17 protein-coding genes are annotated in these 16,152 nt (G+C 41.0%); 15 read left to right on the forward strand and 2 right to left on the reverse strand.

Going from position 1 to position 16,152, the window contains the following annotated elements; translation table 11 throughout:
- Positions 1-7 precede the first annotated feature (7 nt).
- Positions 8-1,279, reverse strand: a complete 1,272-nt coding sequence (locus tag HNP77_RS01160) for a phosphoglycerate kinase (RefSeq protein ID WP_221266502.1) — start codon at positions 1,277-1,279, stop codon at positions 8-10.
- 219 nt (positions 1,280-1,498) lie between these two features.
- Between HNP77_RS01160 and rplU the strand changes: the two genes are divergently transcribed.
- From rplU to rsfS, 8 genes are all read left to right on the forward strand, one after another.
- Complete coding sequence (gene rplU, locus HNP77_RS01165; protein WP_184651331.1) at positions 1,499-1,816, forward strand: 50S ribosomal protein L21; 318 nt, start codon at positions 1,499-1,501, stop codon at positions 1,814-1,816.
- The gene (locus HNP77_RS01170; protein WP_184651332.1) at positions 1,817-2,173 is read left to right on the forward strand and encodes a ribosomal-processing cysteine protease Prp; all 357 of its coding nucleotides are present in this window, start codon (positions 1,817-1,819) and stop codon (positions 2,171-2,173) included.
- A gap of 33 nt (positions 2,174-2,206) precedes the next feature.
- Positions 2,207-2,461: a 50S ribosomal protein L27 gene (rpmA, locus tag HNP77_RS01175; protein WP_184651333.1), complete on the forward strand. Its 255-nt coding sequence runs from the start codon at positions 2,207-2,209 to the stop codon at positions 2,459-2,461.
- Between the two features lie 100 nt (positions 2,462-2,561).
- The gene (obgE, locus tag HNP77_RS01180) at positions 2,562-3,680 is read left to right on the forward strand and encodes a GTPase ObgE (protein ID WP_184651334.1); all 1,119 of its coding nucleotides are present in this window, start codon (positions 2,562-2,564) and stop codon (positions 3,678-3,680) included.
- On the forward strand, positions 3,677-4,333 hold the full coding sequence (gene nadD / locus HNP77_RS01185) for a nicotinate (nicotinamide) nucleotide adenylyltransferase (protein WP_184651335.1): 657 nt from the start codon (positions 3,677-3,679) through the stop codon (positions 4,331-4,333). Before obgE ends, nadD begins: the two co-directional genes overlap by 4 nt.
- Positions 4,317-4,895 carry a bis(5'-nucleosyl)-tetraphosphatase (symmetrical) YqeK gene (gene yqeK, locus HNP77_RS01190; protein WP_221266503.1) on the forward strand — a complete coding sequence of 193 codons (579 nt, stop codon included), beginning with the start codon at positions 4,317-4,319 and terminating at the stop codon, positions 4,893-4,895. Before nadD ends, yqeK begins: the two co-directional genes overlap by 17 nt.
- Before the next feature lie 17 nt (positions 4,896-4,912).
- Entirely contained in the window at positions 4,913-6,154 is a 1,242-nt protein-coding gene (locus tag HNP77_RS01195) for an LCP family protein (protein WP_184651336.1), read from the forward strand.
- Between the two features lie 3 nt (positions 6,155-6,157).
- Positions 6,158-6,514, forward strand: a complete 357-nt coding sequence (gene rsfS, locus HNP77_RS01200; RefSeq protein WP_184651337.1) for a ribosome silencing factor — start codon at positions 6,158-6,160, stop codon at positions 6,512-6,514.
- 223 nt (positions 6,515-6,737) lie between these two features.
- Here rsfS and HNP77_RS01205 read toward each other — a convergent pair whose 3' ends face one another.
- The gene (locus HNP77_RS01205) at positions 6,738-7,010 is read right to left on the reverse strand and encodes a hypothetical protein (protein WP_184651338.1); all 273 of its coding nucleotides are present in this window, start codon (positions 7,008-7,010) and stop codon (positions 6,738-6,740) included.
- Between the two features lie 192 nt (positions 7,011-7,202).
- On the opposite strand from HNP77_RS01205, the gene ispE reads away from it, so the two are divergent.
- The 7 genes from ispE (at position 7,203) to lepA (ending at position 16,114) form a co-directional block, all read left to right on the forward strand.
- Positions 7,203-8,087, forward strand: a complete 885-nt coding sequence (gene ispE / locus HNP77_RS01210) for a 4-(cytidine 5'-diphospho)-2-C-methyl-D-erythritol kinase (protein ID WP_184651339.1) — start codon at positions 7,203-7,205, stop codon at positions 8,085-8,087.
- A gap of 35 nt (positions 8,088-8,122) precedes the next feature.
- Positions 8,123-8,401 (forward strand): septation regulator SpoVG, encoded by a 279-nt coding sequence (gene spoVG, locus HNP77_RS01215; protein ID WP_184651340.1) that lies wholly within the window; start codon positions 8,123-8,125, stop codon positions 8,399-8,401.
- Between the two features lie 42 nt (positions 8,402-8,443).
- Entirely contained in the window at positions 8,444-8,998 is a 555-nt protein-coding gene (locus HNP77_RS01220; RefSeq protein WP_184651341.1) for a 50S ribosomal protein L25, read from the forward strand.
- Positions 8,999-9,115: 117 nt separating this feature from the next.
- Positions 9,116-10,483 carry a tRNA lysidine(34) synthetase TilS gene (gene tilS, locus HNP77_RS01225; RefSeq protein ID WP_184651342.1) on the forward strand — a complete coding sequence of 456 codons (1,368 nt, stop codon included), beginning with the start codon at positions 9,116-9,118 and terminating at the stop codon, positions 10,481-10,483.
- A gap of 26 nt (positions 10,484-10,509) precedes the next feature.
- Entirely contained in the window at positions 10,510-12,645 is a 2,136-nt protein-coding gene (locus tag HNP77_RS01230) for a tetratricopeptide repeat protein (RefSeq protein ID WP_184651343.1), read from the forward strand.
- Positions 12,635-14,287: a S1C family serine protease gene (locus HNP77_RS01235; protein WP_246428833.1), complete on the forward strand. Its 1,653-nt coding sequence runs from the start codon at positions 12,635-12,637 to the stop codon at positions 14,285-14,287. Before HNP77_RS01230 ends, HNP77_RS01235 begins: the two co-directional genes overlap by 11 nt.
- Before the next feature lie 21 nt (positions 14,288-14,308).
- A complete protein-coding gene (lepA, locus tag HNP77_RS01240) occupies positions 14,309-16,114 on the forward strand; it encodes a translation elongation factor 4 (protein ID WP_184651344.1) in 1,806 nt (601 codons plus the stop codon).
- Positions 16,115-16,152: the final 38 nt, after the last annotated feature.

Genomic DNA, 16,152 nt, shown 5'->3' on the forward strand with positions numbered 1-16,152 from the left:
TAAAACACTATTTTGTAGCAAGAATAGCAATTCCAGGAAGTGTCTTACCCTCAAGGAATTCAAGTGAAGCACCGCCACCAGTAGATACATGGCTCATCTTGTCAGCAAGGTGGAACTTGTTAACAGCTGCAACAGAATCTCCACCACCAACTACAGTCATGGCACCACGGCCAGTAGCATCAGCAACAAGCTGTGCAACAGTAGCAGTTCCCTTTGCAAATGCATCAAATTCAAATACACCTACAGGTCCGTTCCATACAACAGATTTTGCTGTAGAGAGAACTTCTTTATAAAGTGCGATTGTTTTTGGTCCAACATCCATAGCCATCAGGTTGTCAGGAATATCAACACCGTCAACGGCAACTGGAGTAGCATTTGCATCAAATTTATCAGCAGCTACATGGTCAACCGGAAGAACGATTTTTACACCTTTAGCTTCTGCATCTGCAAGAAGTTTTTTAGCTGTGTCAAGGAAGTCATCTTCAACAAGAGAAATACCAACTTTATGACCCTGAGCCTTAAGGAATGTATAAGCCATACCTCCACCGATTACCAGTGCAGAAGCGTTCTTGAGAAGAGATTCAAGAACGGCAATCTTTGAAGAAACCTTAGCACCACCAATGATGGCAACCTGTGGTTTTGGAGGATTTTCAACCATTGGCTGAATGTATTTTACTTCTTTTTCCATAAGGAATCCGCCTACACTTGGTACAGGCATGAATTTAGCAATAGAAGCTGTAGAAGCCTGGTCGCGGTGAGCAGTTCCGAATGCATCGTTTACGAAGATGTCTCCGTAGGTAGCAAGTTCTTTTGCCATTACGTCGCGTTCTGCAGGATCTTTAGATGTTTCTTCTTTGTGGAAACGAACGTTTTCAAGCATTGCAACTGCACCCTCTGGAAGAGCATCGATTGCAGCTTTCTGTCCGAGTGCATCAGGAAGGAATGTAACATCCTTTCCGAGTTTTTCTGAGAAATATTTAACGACAGGAGCCATGCGGTTCTTTCCGTTGATGAATTTTTCTGCATCAGCATCTGTCCAGGTTTTTCCTGCTTTTTCTGCTTTTTCCTGAGCTTTCTTTACATCCTTTTTCGGATCTCCAAGGTGGCTCATGAGAACGAGAGAGCGTGGATTCTGCTCAAGAATGTATTTAATAGTAGGAAGTGCAGCCATGATACGAGTATCGTCCTGAACAACTCCGTCTTTCATCGGTACGTTGAAATCAACGCGCATGATGATGCGTTTTCCTTTAAGATCAACGTCTTTTACCGTCTTAATCATAATATTCCTCCATTATTACTGAATATTAAAGTATCGGAATCACTATATATATTTTTTGAGTTAAATTCAATGCTGCATGGCTTTTATCTGTATTTATGAATTAAAACGAGGTTAAACAGTTGACCAACCATGGAAAAATTTGATAAGATTTCGCACTATTGGAAACGTCAGCAAGGAACCCGTTACTCCTTGCCGAAAAAAAAATTCAGAGGTTTTAAAATGTACGCAGTTGTTGAGTATAAAGGCAATCAGTACAAGGCAGAAAAGGATGCCGTTCTTCAGGTTAGCAAGATTAGCGATGCTAAAAAGGGCGACACAGTAACAATCGACACTGTTCTTCTTGTAAGTGACGGTGATAAAGTTTCTGTCGGAACACCTTATGTAAAAGGTGCAAAGGTAACTGTTGAAGTTGGTGATACTTTCAAAGATAAGAAAGTTCTTGTTTACAAGTATAAGTCAAAGAAAGACTACCATCGTCTTATCGGTCATCGTGAGGAATACACAAACGTTACTGTAAAGGACGTTGTGCTTGCATAAGTGACGGAAGTTCTTCTGGTTTGCAATTCCCGCGGAGAATTTTCAGCAGTATGTGCTGCGGGACATGCGGGATTTGCAGAAAAGGGCAGGGATATTGTCTGTGCAGCAGAATCCGTTTTGTTGGGTACAGCGCTTGACCTTTTGAAGAATACCAGGGGAGTTTCAGTAAAGTCTGATACGGCTTCCCGCGGAACTCTCGCATTCAGTGTGGAAGTTTCTGCCGGACTTACGGAAGAGGAAAGAATTCTTCTGGGAGAACGGTTAAAATGCACTGCGGATTTTATAAGAAACGGAATAAAATCTGTTTCTGAACAGTATCCGGAAAACGTGCAGCTGCGGGAAAAAACTGAAGAATAATAGTCTGGCTTTTTTAGTCAGCGGAGGATTAAAATGGGAAGATCTAAAGGCGGTAGCGGTGCAAAAAACGGACGTGATTCAAATCCGAAGCATCTGGGCGTTAAAAAATACGGCGGAGAAGCAGTAACAGCCGGAACAGTTATCGTTAGACAGCGCGGTACACGTATTCACGCAGGTGATAACGTTAGACGTGGTGGTGATGATACTTTGTTTGCTACAGCAGACGGTGTTGTTAAGTTCAGCGAACGCATGAACAAAAAACTTGTTTCTGTTGTAGAAGCAAAATAAGTTTACAGGTTTAAAAGCTAAGCTGTATATGTATGAAGCCCGGTTAGTTGAATTTCTAGCCGGGTTTTTTATTTGTTGTTAAGGGGAAAAGGGTAATCGTATGATTCAGTTTGCAGATGAAGCTTTAATCCGTGTAGTATCAGGAAAAGGCGGAAATGGATGTGCTTCATTCAGAAGGGAAAAATATATTCCTAATGGCGGACCTAACGGCGGTGACGGAGGCCGCGGGGGCGATATTATTTTTAAGGTAAAGAATAATCTCCGTACACTGGCACATCTTCGTTTTCATCCGGTGTTTAAGGCTCAGAATGGTGGTGACGGAATGAGCTGGAATAAATATGGAAAAAATGGAGAAGATAAGATAATTCCGGTTCCTCCTGGAACAGTAATAAAGGATGCTGAATCTGGAGAAATAATACATGATTTTGTGAATGATACAGAGGACGATCAGTTTCTTTTCCTGCGGGGTGGAAACGGAGGATGGGGAAACGTTCACTTTAAATCCAGTACAAATCAGGCTCCGCGGCGTGCAAATCCCGGTGAACCTGGTGAAGAAAGGGAATTGAGGGTTGAGCTTTCCATAATGGCTGATATAGGACTCGTAGGATTTCCTAATGCAGGAAAATCAAGCCTTCTGGATCTTTTTACCAATGCCCGTCCTAAGATTGCCCCATACCCGTTTACTACAAAAGTTCCTAATCTTGGTGTCCTTCATGTAGATGATGAGAGCGACCTGATTATTGCAGATATTCCCGGCATAATTGAAGGTGCAAGTGAAGGTGCAGGACTTGGCGTCAGGTTTTTGAAGCATATTTCAAGAACTGCAGGACTTCTGTTTATGATTGACTGCAGTGATGAGAAATGCATGGATGCCTATTCAATGCTTTTAAAAGAACTTGAAGGTTTTGGTGCTGAACTGCTGAAGAAACCCCGTATTGTATTGTGTAATAAAATTGATATTGAGGGAGCTGCTGAGGCTGCGGAAAATGTAAAGAAAAGAATTGCTTCAGAAGACCCTGATGTAAAGGTTATAGAAGTTTCAGTTGCTTCAAGAACGAATATTGATTCTGTCAGAAGGGAGATTATTTCTCTTGTTCAGAAAATGGATCGTCTCCGTACTCCCGGAAAAAATCATGGCGAGGGAAAGGAAAAAAGCCGTTTTATGGCCGAAAGAGCTGTTGACGGTACCATGGAAACTCAGTATCCGGGGCAGCAATGAAGATAGCTGTTCTTGGAGGCAGTTTTAATCCGGTTCATAATGCCCATGTTTCTGTTGCCGCTCAGGTGTGTGACAGTCTCGGTTATGACAGGGTTCTTTTTATACCCGCATATAAGCCTCCTCATAAAGAGATGAACGGGGTGCTTTCTGCGGAACACCGCCTGAAGATGCTGGAACTTGTCTGTGAGGATGATTCAAGATTTGTATGTGAGGACTGTGAGATAAAGAGGGAAGGTGTTTCATATACATATGATACTGTCTGTTATCTTGAGGAAAAGTACGGCAGCAGTCTTACCGGTAAAATAGGTCTGGTAATGGGAACTGATCTTTTTGCAGGTTTTAAATACTGGTATAAGGCGGATAAGCTTGCGGAAAAATGTACTTTGATCCTTGCAGACCGGCCTGAAGAAAAAACCGGCTCTTCCTTTTCAAATCATGCGCTGGGGAATTTTGCTTCCGTAAATTCAGAAGGTTTTGATATAACAAAAGACAGTCTTTTTGATTCTGCATTGAGGCTTGAGAATTCTCTTTTAAGCATAAGTTCAACCAGAATCAGGGAGATGGCAGCCAGGGGAGAGGATTTTTCAAGCCTTGTTCCGAAAAAAGTTTTTGATTATATTGTTAATGGAAAATTTTATGGAAATCACAGCTGAACTTGTTGAACGTGTAAGAAAATATGCTGCTTCTCAGGAAAAAAAGAAGAGGTATGAACATTCCTTAAGGGTTGCAGAGACAAGCCGGTTTATGTGTTCCGTTTATGGAGAGAATCCTGAAAAGGGATATTTTGCAGGGCTTGCCCATGATATCTGTAAGGATATTGATGAAAAAGTCATGGAAGAACTTGCATCTCATGACGGTTATGGATTGTGTGAAGCGGAATTAAAAAAGCCGGCCCTGCTTCACGGAAGGGCTGCAGCTGTTGTACTCAGGCGGGATTTTGATGTTTCTGACAGTGAGATACTTCAGGCGGTAGCCCGTCATACTTTAGGCTGCGGAAATATGTGTGCACTGGCAAAAATTGTTTTTGCAGCTGATAAAATTGAACCGGGTAGACCTCAGTCCACGCAGGAATACAGGGACAGACTTTTTTCAATGCCTCTTGATGAAATGGTAAAATCAGTTATTGAAGAAAGCATGGAATATCTTAAAGCAAAGGGAAAGACTTCTTCTCCTTTAACTTTGGAATTCTATAAGAGTGTTTCCGGCAGTGTATAAAGTAAGGAGATATGGCAATGAATTATTCATCCGGAAAAAAGAATGTAATTTTTCTTCTCGTTATTCTTTTTCTGATCATAGGGGCAACAGTATTTTTCTTTTTCAGTATCAGGACAGATGCCGTAAATGATATCCTTAAAAATAAAGACAGTATTGTTTCTGTTTTATGGCTTCTGAATGACGGGGATGATATACTTGCTTCTGAAATTCTTGTAATGTATCCCCCGACAAAAAAAAGTGCCATGTTTGATATTCCCGGAAATACGGGAGGTATTTATAGAAGTCTTGGCAGAGTTGACCGTCTTGATCAGGTATATAAGGAAAAAGGAGTCATAAGTTTTGCAAAGGAAGTAGAAGGAATTACAGGACGTGAACTTCCTTTTGTAGTTGAAGTTTCTCTTGAGGATTTTTCTGCATTGACGGATATTCTCGGAGGACTGAAGATTTTTATAAGTGATCCTGTGTTTACGAAAGCGGAGGATGATTCCTATTTTCTTTTTCCCAGCGGAGGCGTAACTTTAGACGGAGACAAGATAAATTCGTACCTGCATTATTCGGTAGCCGGAGAAAGTGAGACTTTTGTAAAAGACAGGCGTCAGAATACGCTTATTGCTTTTTTATCAGCTCTCAGGGAAAACAGTTCTATAATTTTTGATGAAGATAATTTTTCACTGTACAGCGGATATTTTAAAGGGTATCTGAACGGTGAAAAACTTGATGAAGAAAGTTTGCATAAGGTTTTAAGCCTTCTGCTTAATATGGATTCGGACAGAATTACTACGAATTCCATTACGGGTACTCTTAATACGGTTGATGGAAAGAAACTTCTCTTTCCGGAAGATAACGGCATGCAGATCAAAAAGGTTTTGAATCTTACTGTTACGTCCCTTCTTTCGGAAGAAATGTCTTCCCAGAGCCGTGTATATGTTCTTGAAATTCTTAATGGTACCGACAGAACAGGTCTTGCTTCCCGTACTGCAAGGTTGTTCCGTGATGCCGGATATGAAATATTAAGGTATGAAAATGCTGACAGGGATGACTATCAGTATACAACTATTGTAAGCCATATCGGTAATTTTAAATCTGCGGAAACCATTGGAAGCTTTATCCGCTGCAGGAATATCGTAGAAGATGAAATTGATTCATCAGCAGGACTTGGAACCAGTGCTACTGCTGACTTTACGATTATTCTTGGAGATGATTTTAACGGCACTTATGCTACAAGCGGTTATTCCGGTAATAAAAACGAGGGAGAGTGATTTATGTCTAAAACATTTGAAGAAAAAGCATTGGAAATTGCAGCACTTATGGAAGATTCAAAAGGACAGAATGTAACTGTTCTTGATATTTCTCAGCTCAACAGCTGGACGGATTTTTTTGTAATCGTAACAGTTTCCAGTGGAGTTCAGTCACAGGGTATGCTCAAAGCTGTAAAAGATTATGCTAAGGAAAACGATCTTGAGATTCATCTTACTCATCAGAAAACTGAACAGGGGGAAGACTGGAATCTTATAGATTTAGGTTCTATTGTTGTACATCTTATGTCTGAAGAAGCAAGGAACTTTTATGAACTTGAAAAACTGTGGCATGCAGGAAAAGTTCTGAAGGGAAATAGTTAAGGGAATCTCTAAAAATTGCAATTTTTAGAGATAACTTTGAAAATGCGATGTTTTAACTCTTGTTATTTTCAAGAGTTAAAACTCGTCGGGTTCTCTAAAAATTCGCCAAAGGCGAGTTTTTAGAGATACCCTTAAGTTTTAACTGCACAGATAAAATGAAAGGCACCGGAACTGAATTGTATCAGAACCGGTGCCTTTTTTATAATCAAAATACTTTCATGAATTAAAGATCAAGATCAGCAGGATCGCTGTCTTCTTCTATCTCTTCTTCTTCATTGTAGAATCCGTCATCAAAACCTCTGTGGCGGTTGTCATATCCGTCTTCCGGTTCCTGATCATCGTATGGTTCGTCATAGTCGTCCATTTCATCATCAAAGGCAGATTCATAATCAGACTCTTCGTCTTCTTCGTAGTCGTCTTCAAAATCATCTTCGTAGTCATCAGAAATGTCATCACGATAATCATCGTATTCATCTGAAAAGCCTGCACTGAACATAGCATTCTCCGCAAATAAAAAATTACTGTATGCAACAGCCACTTCAAAATGTAAAATAGGTCTTTCATTTAGTCAAGTAGACTGCAATTATTGTTTTACTCAATGAGAAAAAAAATTCAGATTAAAATAAATTACAAAATATGTTTTTTTGTATTGACTAAAGTAAAAAAAATATCTATATTCCACATTTGTATGGCTGACAGTCTGACCGTCTATTCACCGGCGAAAATTAACCTTGGACTTAAGGTGTTTCCTAAGCGAAGTGATGGTTTTCATAGCATAAGCAGCATTTTTACCACAGTTGATCTATGTGATGAACTCGAAGTAAGTCTTGTAAAAGAAAAAAATGTCTGTAACGTGAAGTGTAAGGGAATGGAATTGCCACCCGATAACACTTTTACTGCTGCATACAAAGCTTTCTGCGTGCTGACCGGCATTCAGGATGGTGTCTCCGTAAATGTTACGAAACACATTCCTTCCGGCGGTGGATTGGGGGGCGGCTCAAGTAATGCTTCTTCATTTATCCAATCTATTGATTCATTATTCAACACACATTTGAAAGCTTCCCAACTGCATGAACTTGCAGGCAAGGTCGGTAGTGACGTGTTCTTTTTTACGAGTGCACTGTGGCATCGTATGCAAAAAGGATACCCCTCCAGTCGTTTCGCAGCTTTAGTTGAGGGACGGGGTGAGATCATTAATCCGATTTGTGCCCGTGATGATTTTGCGGTTGTGCTGGTTTTTCCAGGTGTCAGCGTTTCTACAAAGGCAGCGTATGCTTTAGTAGACGAAGCTTTTGAAAATGGAACGCTTTCTGATGAAATCGATGATGTTTCATTGGAGCACATGTACAAATCAGGTGTCGCAGACTGGAAATTTAAAAACAGTTTTACGATTCCTGTAATCAGTCGTTATCCGGAAATTGCCCATGCATTGAATGACATTAGGGAAGCCGGCGCTGATTTTGCGGATATGACAGGTTCCGGATCAACGGTCTTTGGCATATTTGCAGAAAGAAAAGATGCTCTTAAAGCCTCGGAGCGTCTTTTAGATAAGTGGAAAACCGTTCTGGCTTAACAGAACAATTGGATTAAAAAGAAGGAGTAGGTTGTATGCAGGTTTCAGAAATCCGTATTCGCAAAGTAGAAGGCGAAGGAAAATTGAAAGCTTACGTAACTGTTACATTTGACAGTTGTTTCGTTGTTCACAACGTTAAGATCATTGAAGGAAAGACAGGTCTTTTCATTGCCATGCCTAGTCGCAAAACGGCAAATGGTGAGTATAAGGATGTTGCTCATCCGATTAGCCCTGATTTCCGCGTTGCACTGCAGAATCAGATTATTGGCGAGTATGAAGCTGGCCATGTTGAAGTCGGTTCGGCAGAAGACTAAAATCAGGCATTACATAATTAAATTAATAGGAGTACGAAAAAAATGGAGCAGTTGGTAATTAACGCAAAAACACGTAAAGATGCAGGTAAAAAGTATGCTAAGGAACTTCGTAAAACAGGTAGTATCCCGGCAGTAGCATATAACGAAAAAGGAGAATCTATTCTTCTTGAAGTAAGTGCAGCTGAATTTTCAAAAGCATGGAGATCGGTTACAAAGGCAACTCTTGTAAATCTTAAAATTGACGGACAGGACAATCAGGCTTATATCAAAGATACTGAATATGATATTAAGACAGACAAAAACCTTCATGCAGATTTTTACATTGTAAGCGGAAAGAAACCGGTTACATTCAACTATAAAGTTCATTTCTCTGGTACACCGGCTGGTGTTCTCAAGGGTGGATTTATGGTAAAGCATGTTACTGATGTAAAAGTAAAGGCTCTTCCACAGGATCTTCCTGCATCAATCGTTTGTGATGTTTCTAAAGCAGAAATCGGACAGAAGATTACTGTTGCTGATCTTAACCTTGGAGACAAGATTACAGTTCTTACAAGAGCTGATTCTGTAATTATTACTATTGCACCACCAAAGAAATGAGTTTGATCGGTAGCAGACCGTAAAAATTATTTTCAGAAGAGGGACAATCCTTTGAAGTATAGTTTGTGCTTCATTCGGGACTGTCCCTTTTTTTATTTTAAACGCTATAATTGAATTATGATTTTTCAGGAACAGGATTTTATACAGCTTGTAAAAAAAGGATTATTTGAATGCGGAGTTGATTTGAGTGCAGACTTGCGTGTTGGCGTTGCCGTTAGCGGCGGGGCTGATTCTGTTTCGCTGCTGTATTCTCTTTCAGAAATTTTTACTCCGGAACAGGTTTTTGCTGTTACGGTAAATCATAATCTCAGGCCGGAAGAAGAGACCTGCGGGGATGCTGATTTTGTTGAAGAAACCTGCCGTTCTCTGGGAATAAAATGCCGGCGTACTGATGTTCAGCGGGGGCTGGTAAAGGCTCTGGCAGAAAAAAGGGGCATGGGAGTGGAAGAAGCTGCCCGTAAAGTCCGCTATGAGGTTTTTGAAGATTTTATAAAGTCGGAAAAGCTGGATTATCTTTGTCTTGCCCATAATAAGAATGATGCCGGAGAAACCATGCTGATGCGTTTCTTAAAGGGCAGCGGAATTGAAGGATTGTGTTCAGTTCCAAGAGTCAGGGGCCGTATAATCCGTCCTCTTCTTGATGTAACCCGCAGCCAGATAGAAAGTTTTCTTTTACACAGAGGTATTTCCTACAGGACGGACAGTACGAATTTTGATTCGGCAATGACGAGGAATTTTTTAAGAAATGAAGTGATTCCCCTGCTTGAAAAAAATATGAGCGGCTGGAGGAATGCCGTTCTTCTGGGGGCGGAAAAAATCAGGGGTGATGAGGATTTTATTCAGTGTGAACTGGAAAAAGCTTTTGAGGTTACAGGCTATAAGGCTGGTGAGATAATAGAGTTTGATGCGGAATCTTATTCTGCTCTTCATGAGGCTTTGCGTCGGAGAATTATTCTTGATGCGGTAAAGCGTTCCGGTCCAGACAGTCTTGTGAGCCATGATTTTATTATGGAAGCTGACGGAAACATCCGTACATGCAGGAGTTTTTCCTGTGAGGCAGGGGGAATATGCATCCGTAAAGAAAACGGGCGGGTATATGTAGGGGTAAAAAAACTGGAGGCGACAGAAACGGGCTTTTCTGTTATTATAGAAAAAGAAGGAAGCTTTTCTGCAGGTGATTACTTTATTGAAGCAGGGAAATCTGATGATGCAGTTCATCTGATCTGCAACGGTAAGGAAATCGTACTTGATAAGCTTGAGTTTCCTTTTGCATTCCGGAGTTTTCAGGTGTCTGACAGAATCAGGAAGGCTGACGGTACTTATAAAAATGTGTCCAGAATTCTGGATGATTTTAAGGCGGGGGCCTTAAAGGAAAAAGTTCCCGTGGTTCAGCAGCTTTTCGGTACGGAAGAGGACGGCTTTATGAGCATCCGCTGTATTTTTGGAAGTGTGGCAGGCCTTAAAGACTGGATTGTTAAGGAATGAAGTCAGGATATTGTATGAAGTTTGATATGAAAAAAATTGTTTTGTTTTTTTTGATTTTTTTTGCTGCTGGTATATTAAATGCGCTTCCTCCTGTAAAAACAGGAGATTCCCTTAAAGACAGTGCCCTTCAGGCAAACCGGCGTACTGCCCTGAGATGCCTTCAGCTTGCTTCCGGATATCTGTCTGAGAAAAATTATGATGCAGCCGTATCTCAGGCTTCCCTTGGAATTGCCTATGATGAGACTATTTCTGACCTGTGGTACATCCTTGCCTCTTCAAAGAATTCTCTTCAGGCTCCTAAGGCCCAGGTACTTCCTCTGCTGGAAAAGGCTTTTGAACTTAACAGCTGGGTAAACTATAACCGGGATAATGCCCGCATAATGCATGCCGACATACTATCTGATACGGGACATTCAAGGGAGGCTATTGCTGTTCTTGATGCAGCCCCTTCGGTTTTTTCAGCTGATGCTGAGTATATAAGGGCAAAATCCTGTTACAGACTTGGTGATTCTGATAATGTTTCCAAAGCCCGCAATAAAATTGATGGGGCCAGAAGAATTTTTCCTGATGATACGAGATTTCCACTTCTGTTTTTTAAGAATGAATCCCACACAGATAGAAATCCTGACGTTCAGAGGATGACAAGGTACTTTGTAAAGACTATTACTCAGTATGTGGAGGTATCTCCAGATAAAGATGCTGAACTTGAGATATATGCCGCATGGTTTGCTTCCGGAAGTGACCGGGAACATCTTTTAAAGTCTTTTAAGGCCCGGGGACTTTCTCATCCTTTGTATGCTGTTGTTGCCCTGGAGTCAGGCATAATGAATCAGGAGCAGGCTTTTAACTATATTGCTGATTTTGCAGATACAGCCATAGATTATGAACTTATGGAAGAATTCATTCAGATGCTGGATGAGGAGGCAGTTCTTGCCCTTGCGCGGGAATATTTTGATTCTTTCGGCGGTTTCATTCAGCGGGATACTGACGGAGATGGAATAAGCAATCTCTATGTTAAGTATTCCAGGGGAAGGCCTCAGGATATTTTCTATGACAGTGAGCAGGACGGTATTCTTGACTGGAATGTTGTATGTGATTATGGAAGTCCTGTGAGCGGAAGCTTTCCTTCCAGAAAAATGAATTTTACGTGGGATAAATTTCCATATCTGAATACGCTTACTTATGCTGATGATTCCCTGCCGGAGCTTTCATTCGGTTTTGTAGCAGAAGGATTGAGCTGGACTCCCGTGCTTATAAGGGAGGATGTTCTTATCAGTTCTCTGACCGGTTCCCGTTTCTTTTTTCCTCAGGTTGTAGAAAAACCGGAAGTGCTTGATGCTGCCGTGCTTTTAAGGAATGCTTCGTCTCTTGAGATTCCGGGAAAAGAAAGGGAAAATTCCCGCATACGTTTTACAGTTCTAGACGGAGAAATTGTTACTGCGGATTATTTTCAGGGTGAAAAAGAATTTGCACGGGCATGGTTTAAGAATAATCTTCCTGACATGAGGGTCTGTGACAAGGATGGAGACGGACTTTATGAGGTGAGTGAATTCTATGCAGTGGATAATGACAGAAAAATGCAGGTGCATTCTCTGGAAGACATACGTTCCGTTACGGTAAATCTTTTCGGCATTCCTTCAGAAGGAAAACAGTTTTATCTTAAAATGGTTCAGATTGATATGGACGGAGATACTTCGCCGGATTTTACGGAAGAATATTTTGACGGAAACGGCAAGATTGCTTCATGGGATAATGACAGTGACGGAAAATGGGATGTGCGTCATGTAATAATTTCAGGTAATGAAGAGCAGAGTTTGTTTTATGACGTGATGACACACAGGATGATTACAGTTACAAGCATGAACGGAAAACCGGTGGAAGTCAGTGACGGTATAAGTGCTTTTGAAATTACGAAAGATTCTGTATATGATTTTTACTGGATAGGAAATGATTTTTCACATTCAAGAGATTTTTATGAATCTGCAGCTAAACTTGCCCTTAAAACTCTGGCAGCCGGCAGTTCATCATGTTACAGTACGGTCTTTGAATTCGGTGACGTGCGTATTCTTGCCGTAAAGACCGGAAATATCTGTCTTGGAAAGATTGTGGCTCAGAAGGAATATTCAGAAGCAGAAGGTGGTTTGGAAAATCATGATGAATAATATGAGCAGAAAGTTTTTGTTTATATTTTTACTTGTTTTTTTATTTTCGGCATGCATTACTTCGAATCATGAAAATGAAGTTTTTGTTCCGGTTGATTATACAGAAGAAGATGCTGTTAATGATGAAATAGAATCCGTCAGGGCTTTGATTTCTGATTATCCTGTCAAGGCTTTATGGAGGAGTCTTCTTGTCCGTAATAATGTGCCTCTGAATGAAAAAGCAGTTTCTCTTTTTAATGAAGCCCAGGCTGCCGTCATTGAGAAATTTGATGCTGCCGTAAAAGATTCTGATTATATGACTGCCCTGAGGCTGTATAAATCTCTTTCTGCAGCAGAATGCAGGGAAAAGATTGTTTCGAATCATACAGAGGCTTCTTTAGAGACTCTTGCCTATAAAAATGTTCCGGGGCTTTCTTCATCATGGAAAAAGCAGAGTGTGCAGAATCTTATTAACGGAACTGTAACGGTTTTTGTTGACAAGGGGCTTAAAATCGAACGGGGAATGGGATATGCTGACGGTGTATTGGGAAGCGGTTTCTTTATATCGGAAGACGGATACATCATTACAAATCATCATGTCATAAACGATCTGGTTGATAAAAAATATGAGGGATTTTCCCGTCTTTATATAAAACTTGCGGAAGATCCTGATACAAAGATTCCTGCGAAAGTAGTCGGCTATGATTCTGCACTGGATCTTGCTCTCCTTAAGTGTGAGATAAAGGCTCCCTCAGTGTTTACGCTGGGGTCATCAGCTGATTTGAATGCAGGGGACAGGGTGTATGCCATCGGTTCTCCGCTGGGACTTGAAAAGACACTGACAAGCGGAATTATTTCTTCAACGGACAGACAGCTTTTTATGGCAGGACCTGTGTTTCAGATTGACGCAGCCGTTAATTCCGGAAATTCAGGCGGACCGCTTATTGATGAAAACGGAAAGGTTCAGGCTGTAGTTTTTGCCGGCGTGCAGAATTATCAGGGATTGAATTTTGCGATTCCTGTTGAATATCTCAGGTACGAGCTTCCTTTTTTGTATGCAGGAGGCGAGAGGGAACATCCGTGGATCGGTGCTTATGGTAAAACAAAGAGACTTGCCGGAAGCGGTAAGACTAATGAAGGTCTTGAGGTTTTTTATGTTCTTCCAGGTGGAAGTGCATCCAGAAGCGGTATTGAAGCAGGGGACCTGATAACCGGTTTTGACGGTAAGACGGTTTCTTCCGTATATGATTTTCACAGATATCTGATGATGTGTCAGAGTGGAACTGTTGTAAGCTGTAACGTAAAAAAAGCTGACGGTACAGAAAAGAATGTAGCCGTTTATCTTGAACGGAGGCCTGACAGTCCGGGATATGAATTTTACATTCATGACCGCATAGCTGATTCAATGCTTCCTCTGGCGGGAATGAAGCTTACTCAGGTTTCTGCTGCAAAGAAAGAATACATCATTGAAAGTGTTGTAAAGGGAAGTGCGGCAGATGATGCCGGCTTTAGCGAGAATGATACGCTTAAGCTGATTGACGTGCAGATTGCGGAAGATAAGTCTGCAGCCGGAATTGCGGTATATGCAAAACTAAGAAAAAAAGGTTATCTTGATGTAAGTATAGGTTTTACGACATCATTGGACAGCACCTATTATTTTTAATATTTGATTTAAGGAATTATTATGACAGAATTAAAGTACAAGCGTAATTTTTGTATTACCGCACATATTGATCACGGTAAGAGTACACTTGCAGACCGTCTTATTCAGAAGGCAAAAATTATCGAAGACCGTCAGATGATGAATCAGATTCTTGATAACATGGATATTGAGCGTGAGCGCGGTATAACGATAAAAAGTCAGGCGGTTACCATTCCTTATCATGCAAAAGACGGACATGATTATGAACTTAACTTCGTAGATACTCCGGGGCACGTAGATTTTTCATATGAGGTATCAAGAGCCATTGCCAGCTGTGAGGGTGCCCTTCTTCTTATTGATGCTACGCAGGGGGTAGAAAGTCAGACTGTAAGCAATATGTATCTTGCCCTTGAGCAGGACCTTACAATCGTTCCTGTAATAAACAAGATAGATCTTGCCAGTGCAGATATTGAAAGCTGTAAAAAACAGATTGATCATGATCTTGGCCTGGACAGCAGTGATGCTCAGCTTGTAAGCGCAAAGACCGGAGCCGGTATCGATGATCTTATGGAGGCAATTGTAACAAAGTTTCCGCCTCCGCAGGGAGATGTAAATGCCCCGCTTCAGGCCCTTATTTTTGACTGTCACTATGATGAATACAGGGGTGTCGTTGTTCATATACGCGTAAAGGAAGGACGCATTAAGGAAGGTGATCAGATCCGCCTTATGAGTAACGGTGCTGAGTATAAAGTAGAGCAGGCAGGTGTATTCAAGATAAATTACGAGCGTACCGGAGTGCTTGAAGCTGGTGATGTAGGATATCTCATTACTGGAATCAAGACCGTCAGTGACGTGCGTGTAGGTGATACTATAACTACAGTGGCTGATCCTGCTTCAGAACCTCTTGCAGGTTTTAAGGATGTAAAGCCTGTAGTATTCAGTTCCATTTATCCTATTGATTCCAATGATTATGAGGAATTAAAGGAAGCAATGGAAAAATTGAAGCTTAATGATGCTTCTCTTGTTTATGAAAAGGATAATTCCCTGGCACTTGGAAACGGTTTCAGATGCGGATTTTTAGGTCTTCTTCATCTTGAAATAATTCAGGAGCGTCTTGAAAGGGATTTTGATCAGGTAGTAATTTTTACAGCTCCAAGTGTCCGTTATAAGGTAAAGACTCCGGGGCATGAAGAAATTTTTGTAGATAATCCGGCGGATTTTCCGGCAGGAAAGATTGATTCATCTCAGGAACCTTACATTAAGGCAAATATCATAACTCCAAGTGAATATCTTGGTTCCATTATGGAACTGTGCAGAATGAAACGCGGACTTCAGGTAAACATGCAGTATCTTGATGAAAAAAGGGTAGAGCTTATTTATGAAATGCCTTTAAGTGAAGTTCTGTTTGATTTTTACGATAAGCTTAAGTCTTACAGCCGCGGTTATGCAAGTTTTGATTATGAGGTTATTGATTACCGGCCTACGGATCTTATTAAGATAGATATCCTTATAAATTCAAAGCCGGTAGATGCTCTTGCCCAGCTCTGTTACAGACCTAGTGCCGTAGAAAGGGCTAAGGTTGTCTGTGAAAGGCTTAAGGGAGAAATTGCCCGCCAGCAGTTTAAAATTGCAATTCAGGGAGCCATCGGAGCTCAGATTATTGCCAGGGAGACTGTAAATCCGGTAAGAAAGGACGTACTTGCCAAGTGTTATGGTGGTGATGTTACCCGTAAGAGAAAACTTCTTGAAAAGCAGAAAGCCGGTAAGAAGCGCATGCTTATGGCAGGAAATGTCGAGCTGCCGCAGAGTGCATTCCTTGCTGTCCTTAAAGAAAAGGAAGATAATTAAAAAATATTTTGTAAAAACGGAATTCGCTGTTGACAAAA

The sequence above is a fragment of the Treponema rectale genome (genome assembly GCF_014202035.1).
In the GTDB taxonomy this organism is placed as follows: domain Bacteria; phylum Spirochaetota; class Spirochaetia; order Treponematales; family Treponemataceae; genus Treponema_D; species Treponema_D rectale.

Coding starts and splice junctions, on each gene's coding strand:
- HNP77_RS01230 (WP_184651343.1), top strand. CDS start 10,510: ATGAAAAAAATTGTTTTGTTTTTTTTGATTTTTTTTGCTGCTGGTATA.
- HNP77_RS01235 (WP_246428833.1), top strand. CDS start 12,635: ATGATGAATAATATGAGCAGAAAGTTTTTGTTTATATTTTTACTTGTT.
- ispE (WP_184651339.1), top strand. CDS start 7,203: ATGGCTGACAGTCTGACCGTCTATTCACCGGCGAAAATTAACCTTGGA.
- rplU (WP_184651331.1), top strand. CDS start 1,499: ATGTACGCAGTTGTTGAGTATAAAGGCAATCAGTACAAGGCAGAAAAG.
- HNP77_RS01195 (WP_184651336.1), top strand. CDS start 4,913: ATGAATTATTCATCCGGAAAAAAGAATGTAATTTTTCTTCTCGTTATT.
- tilS (WP_184651342.1), top strand. CDS start 9,116: ATGATTTTTCAGGAACAGGATTTTATACAGCTTGTAAAAAAAGGATTA.
- HNP77_RS01220 (WP_184651341.1), top strand. CDS start 8,444: ATGGAGCAGTTGGTAATTAACGCAAAAACACGTAAAGATGCAGGTAAA.
- HNP77_RS01205 (WP_184651338.1), bottom strand. CDS start 7,010: ATGTTCAGTGCAGGCTTTTCAGATGAATACGATGATTATCGTGATGAC.
- rpmA (WP_184651333.1), top strand. CDS start 2,207: ATGGGAAGATCTAAAGGCGGTAGCGGTGCAAAAAACGGACGTGATTCA.
- yqeK (WP_221266503.1), top strand. CDS start 4,317: ATGGAAATCACAGCTGAACTTGTTGAACGTGTAAGAAAATATGCTGCT.
- lepA (WP_184651344.1), top strand. CDS start 14,309: ATGACAGAATTAAAGTACAAGCGTAATTTTTGTATTACCGCACATATT.
- spoVG (WP_184651340.1), top strand. CDS start 8,123: ATGCAGGTTTCAGAAATCCGTATTCGCAAAGTAGAAGGCGAAGGAAAA.
- rsfS (WP_184651337.1), top strand. CDS start 6,158: ATGTCTAAAACATTTGAAGAAAAAGCATTGGAAATTGCAGCACTTATG.
- nadD (WP_184651335.1), top strand. CDS start 3,677: ATGAAGATAGCTGTTCTTGGAGGCAGTTTTAATCCGGTTCATAATGCC.
- HNP77_RS01160 (WP_221266502.1), bottom strand. CDS start 1,279: ATGATTAAGACGGTAAAAGACGTTGATCTTAAAGGAAAACGCATCATC.
- obgE (WP_184651334.1), top strand. CDS start 2,562: ATGATTCAGTTTGCAGATGAAGCTTTAATCCGTGTAGTATCAGGAAAA.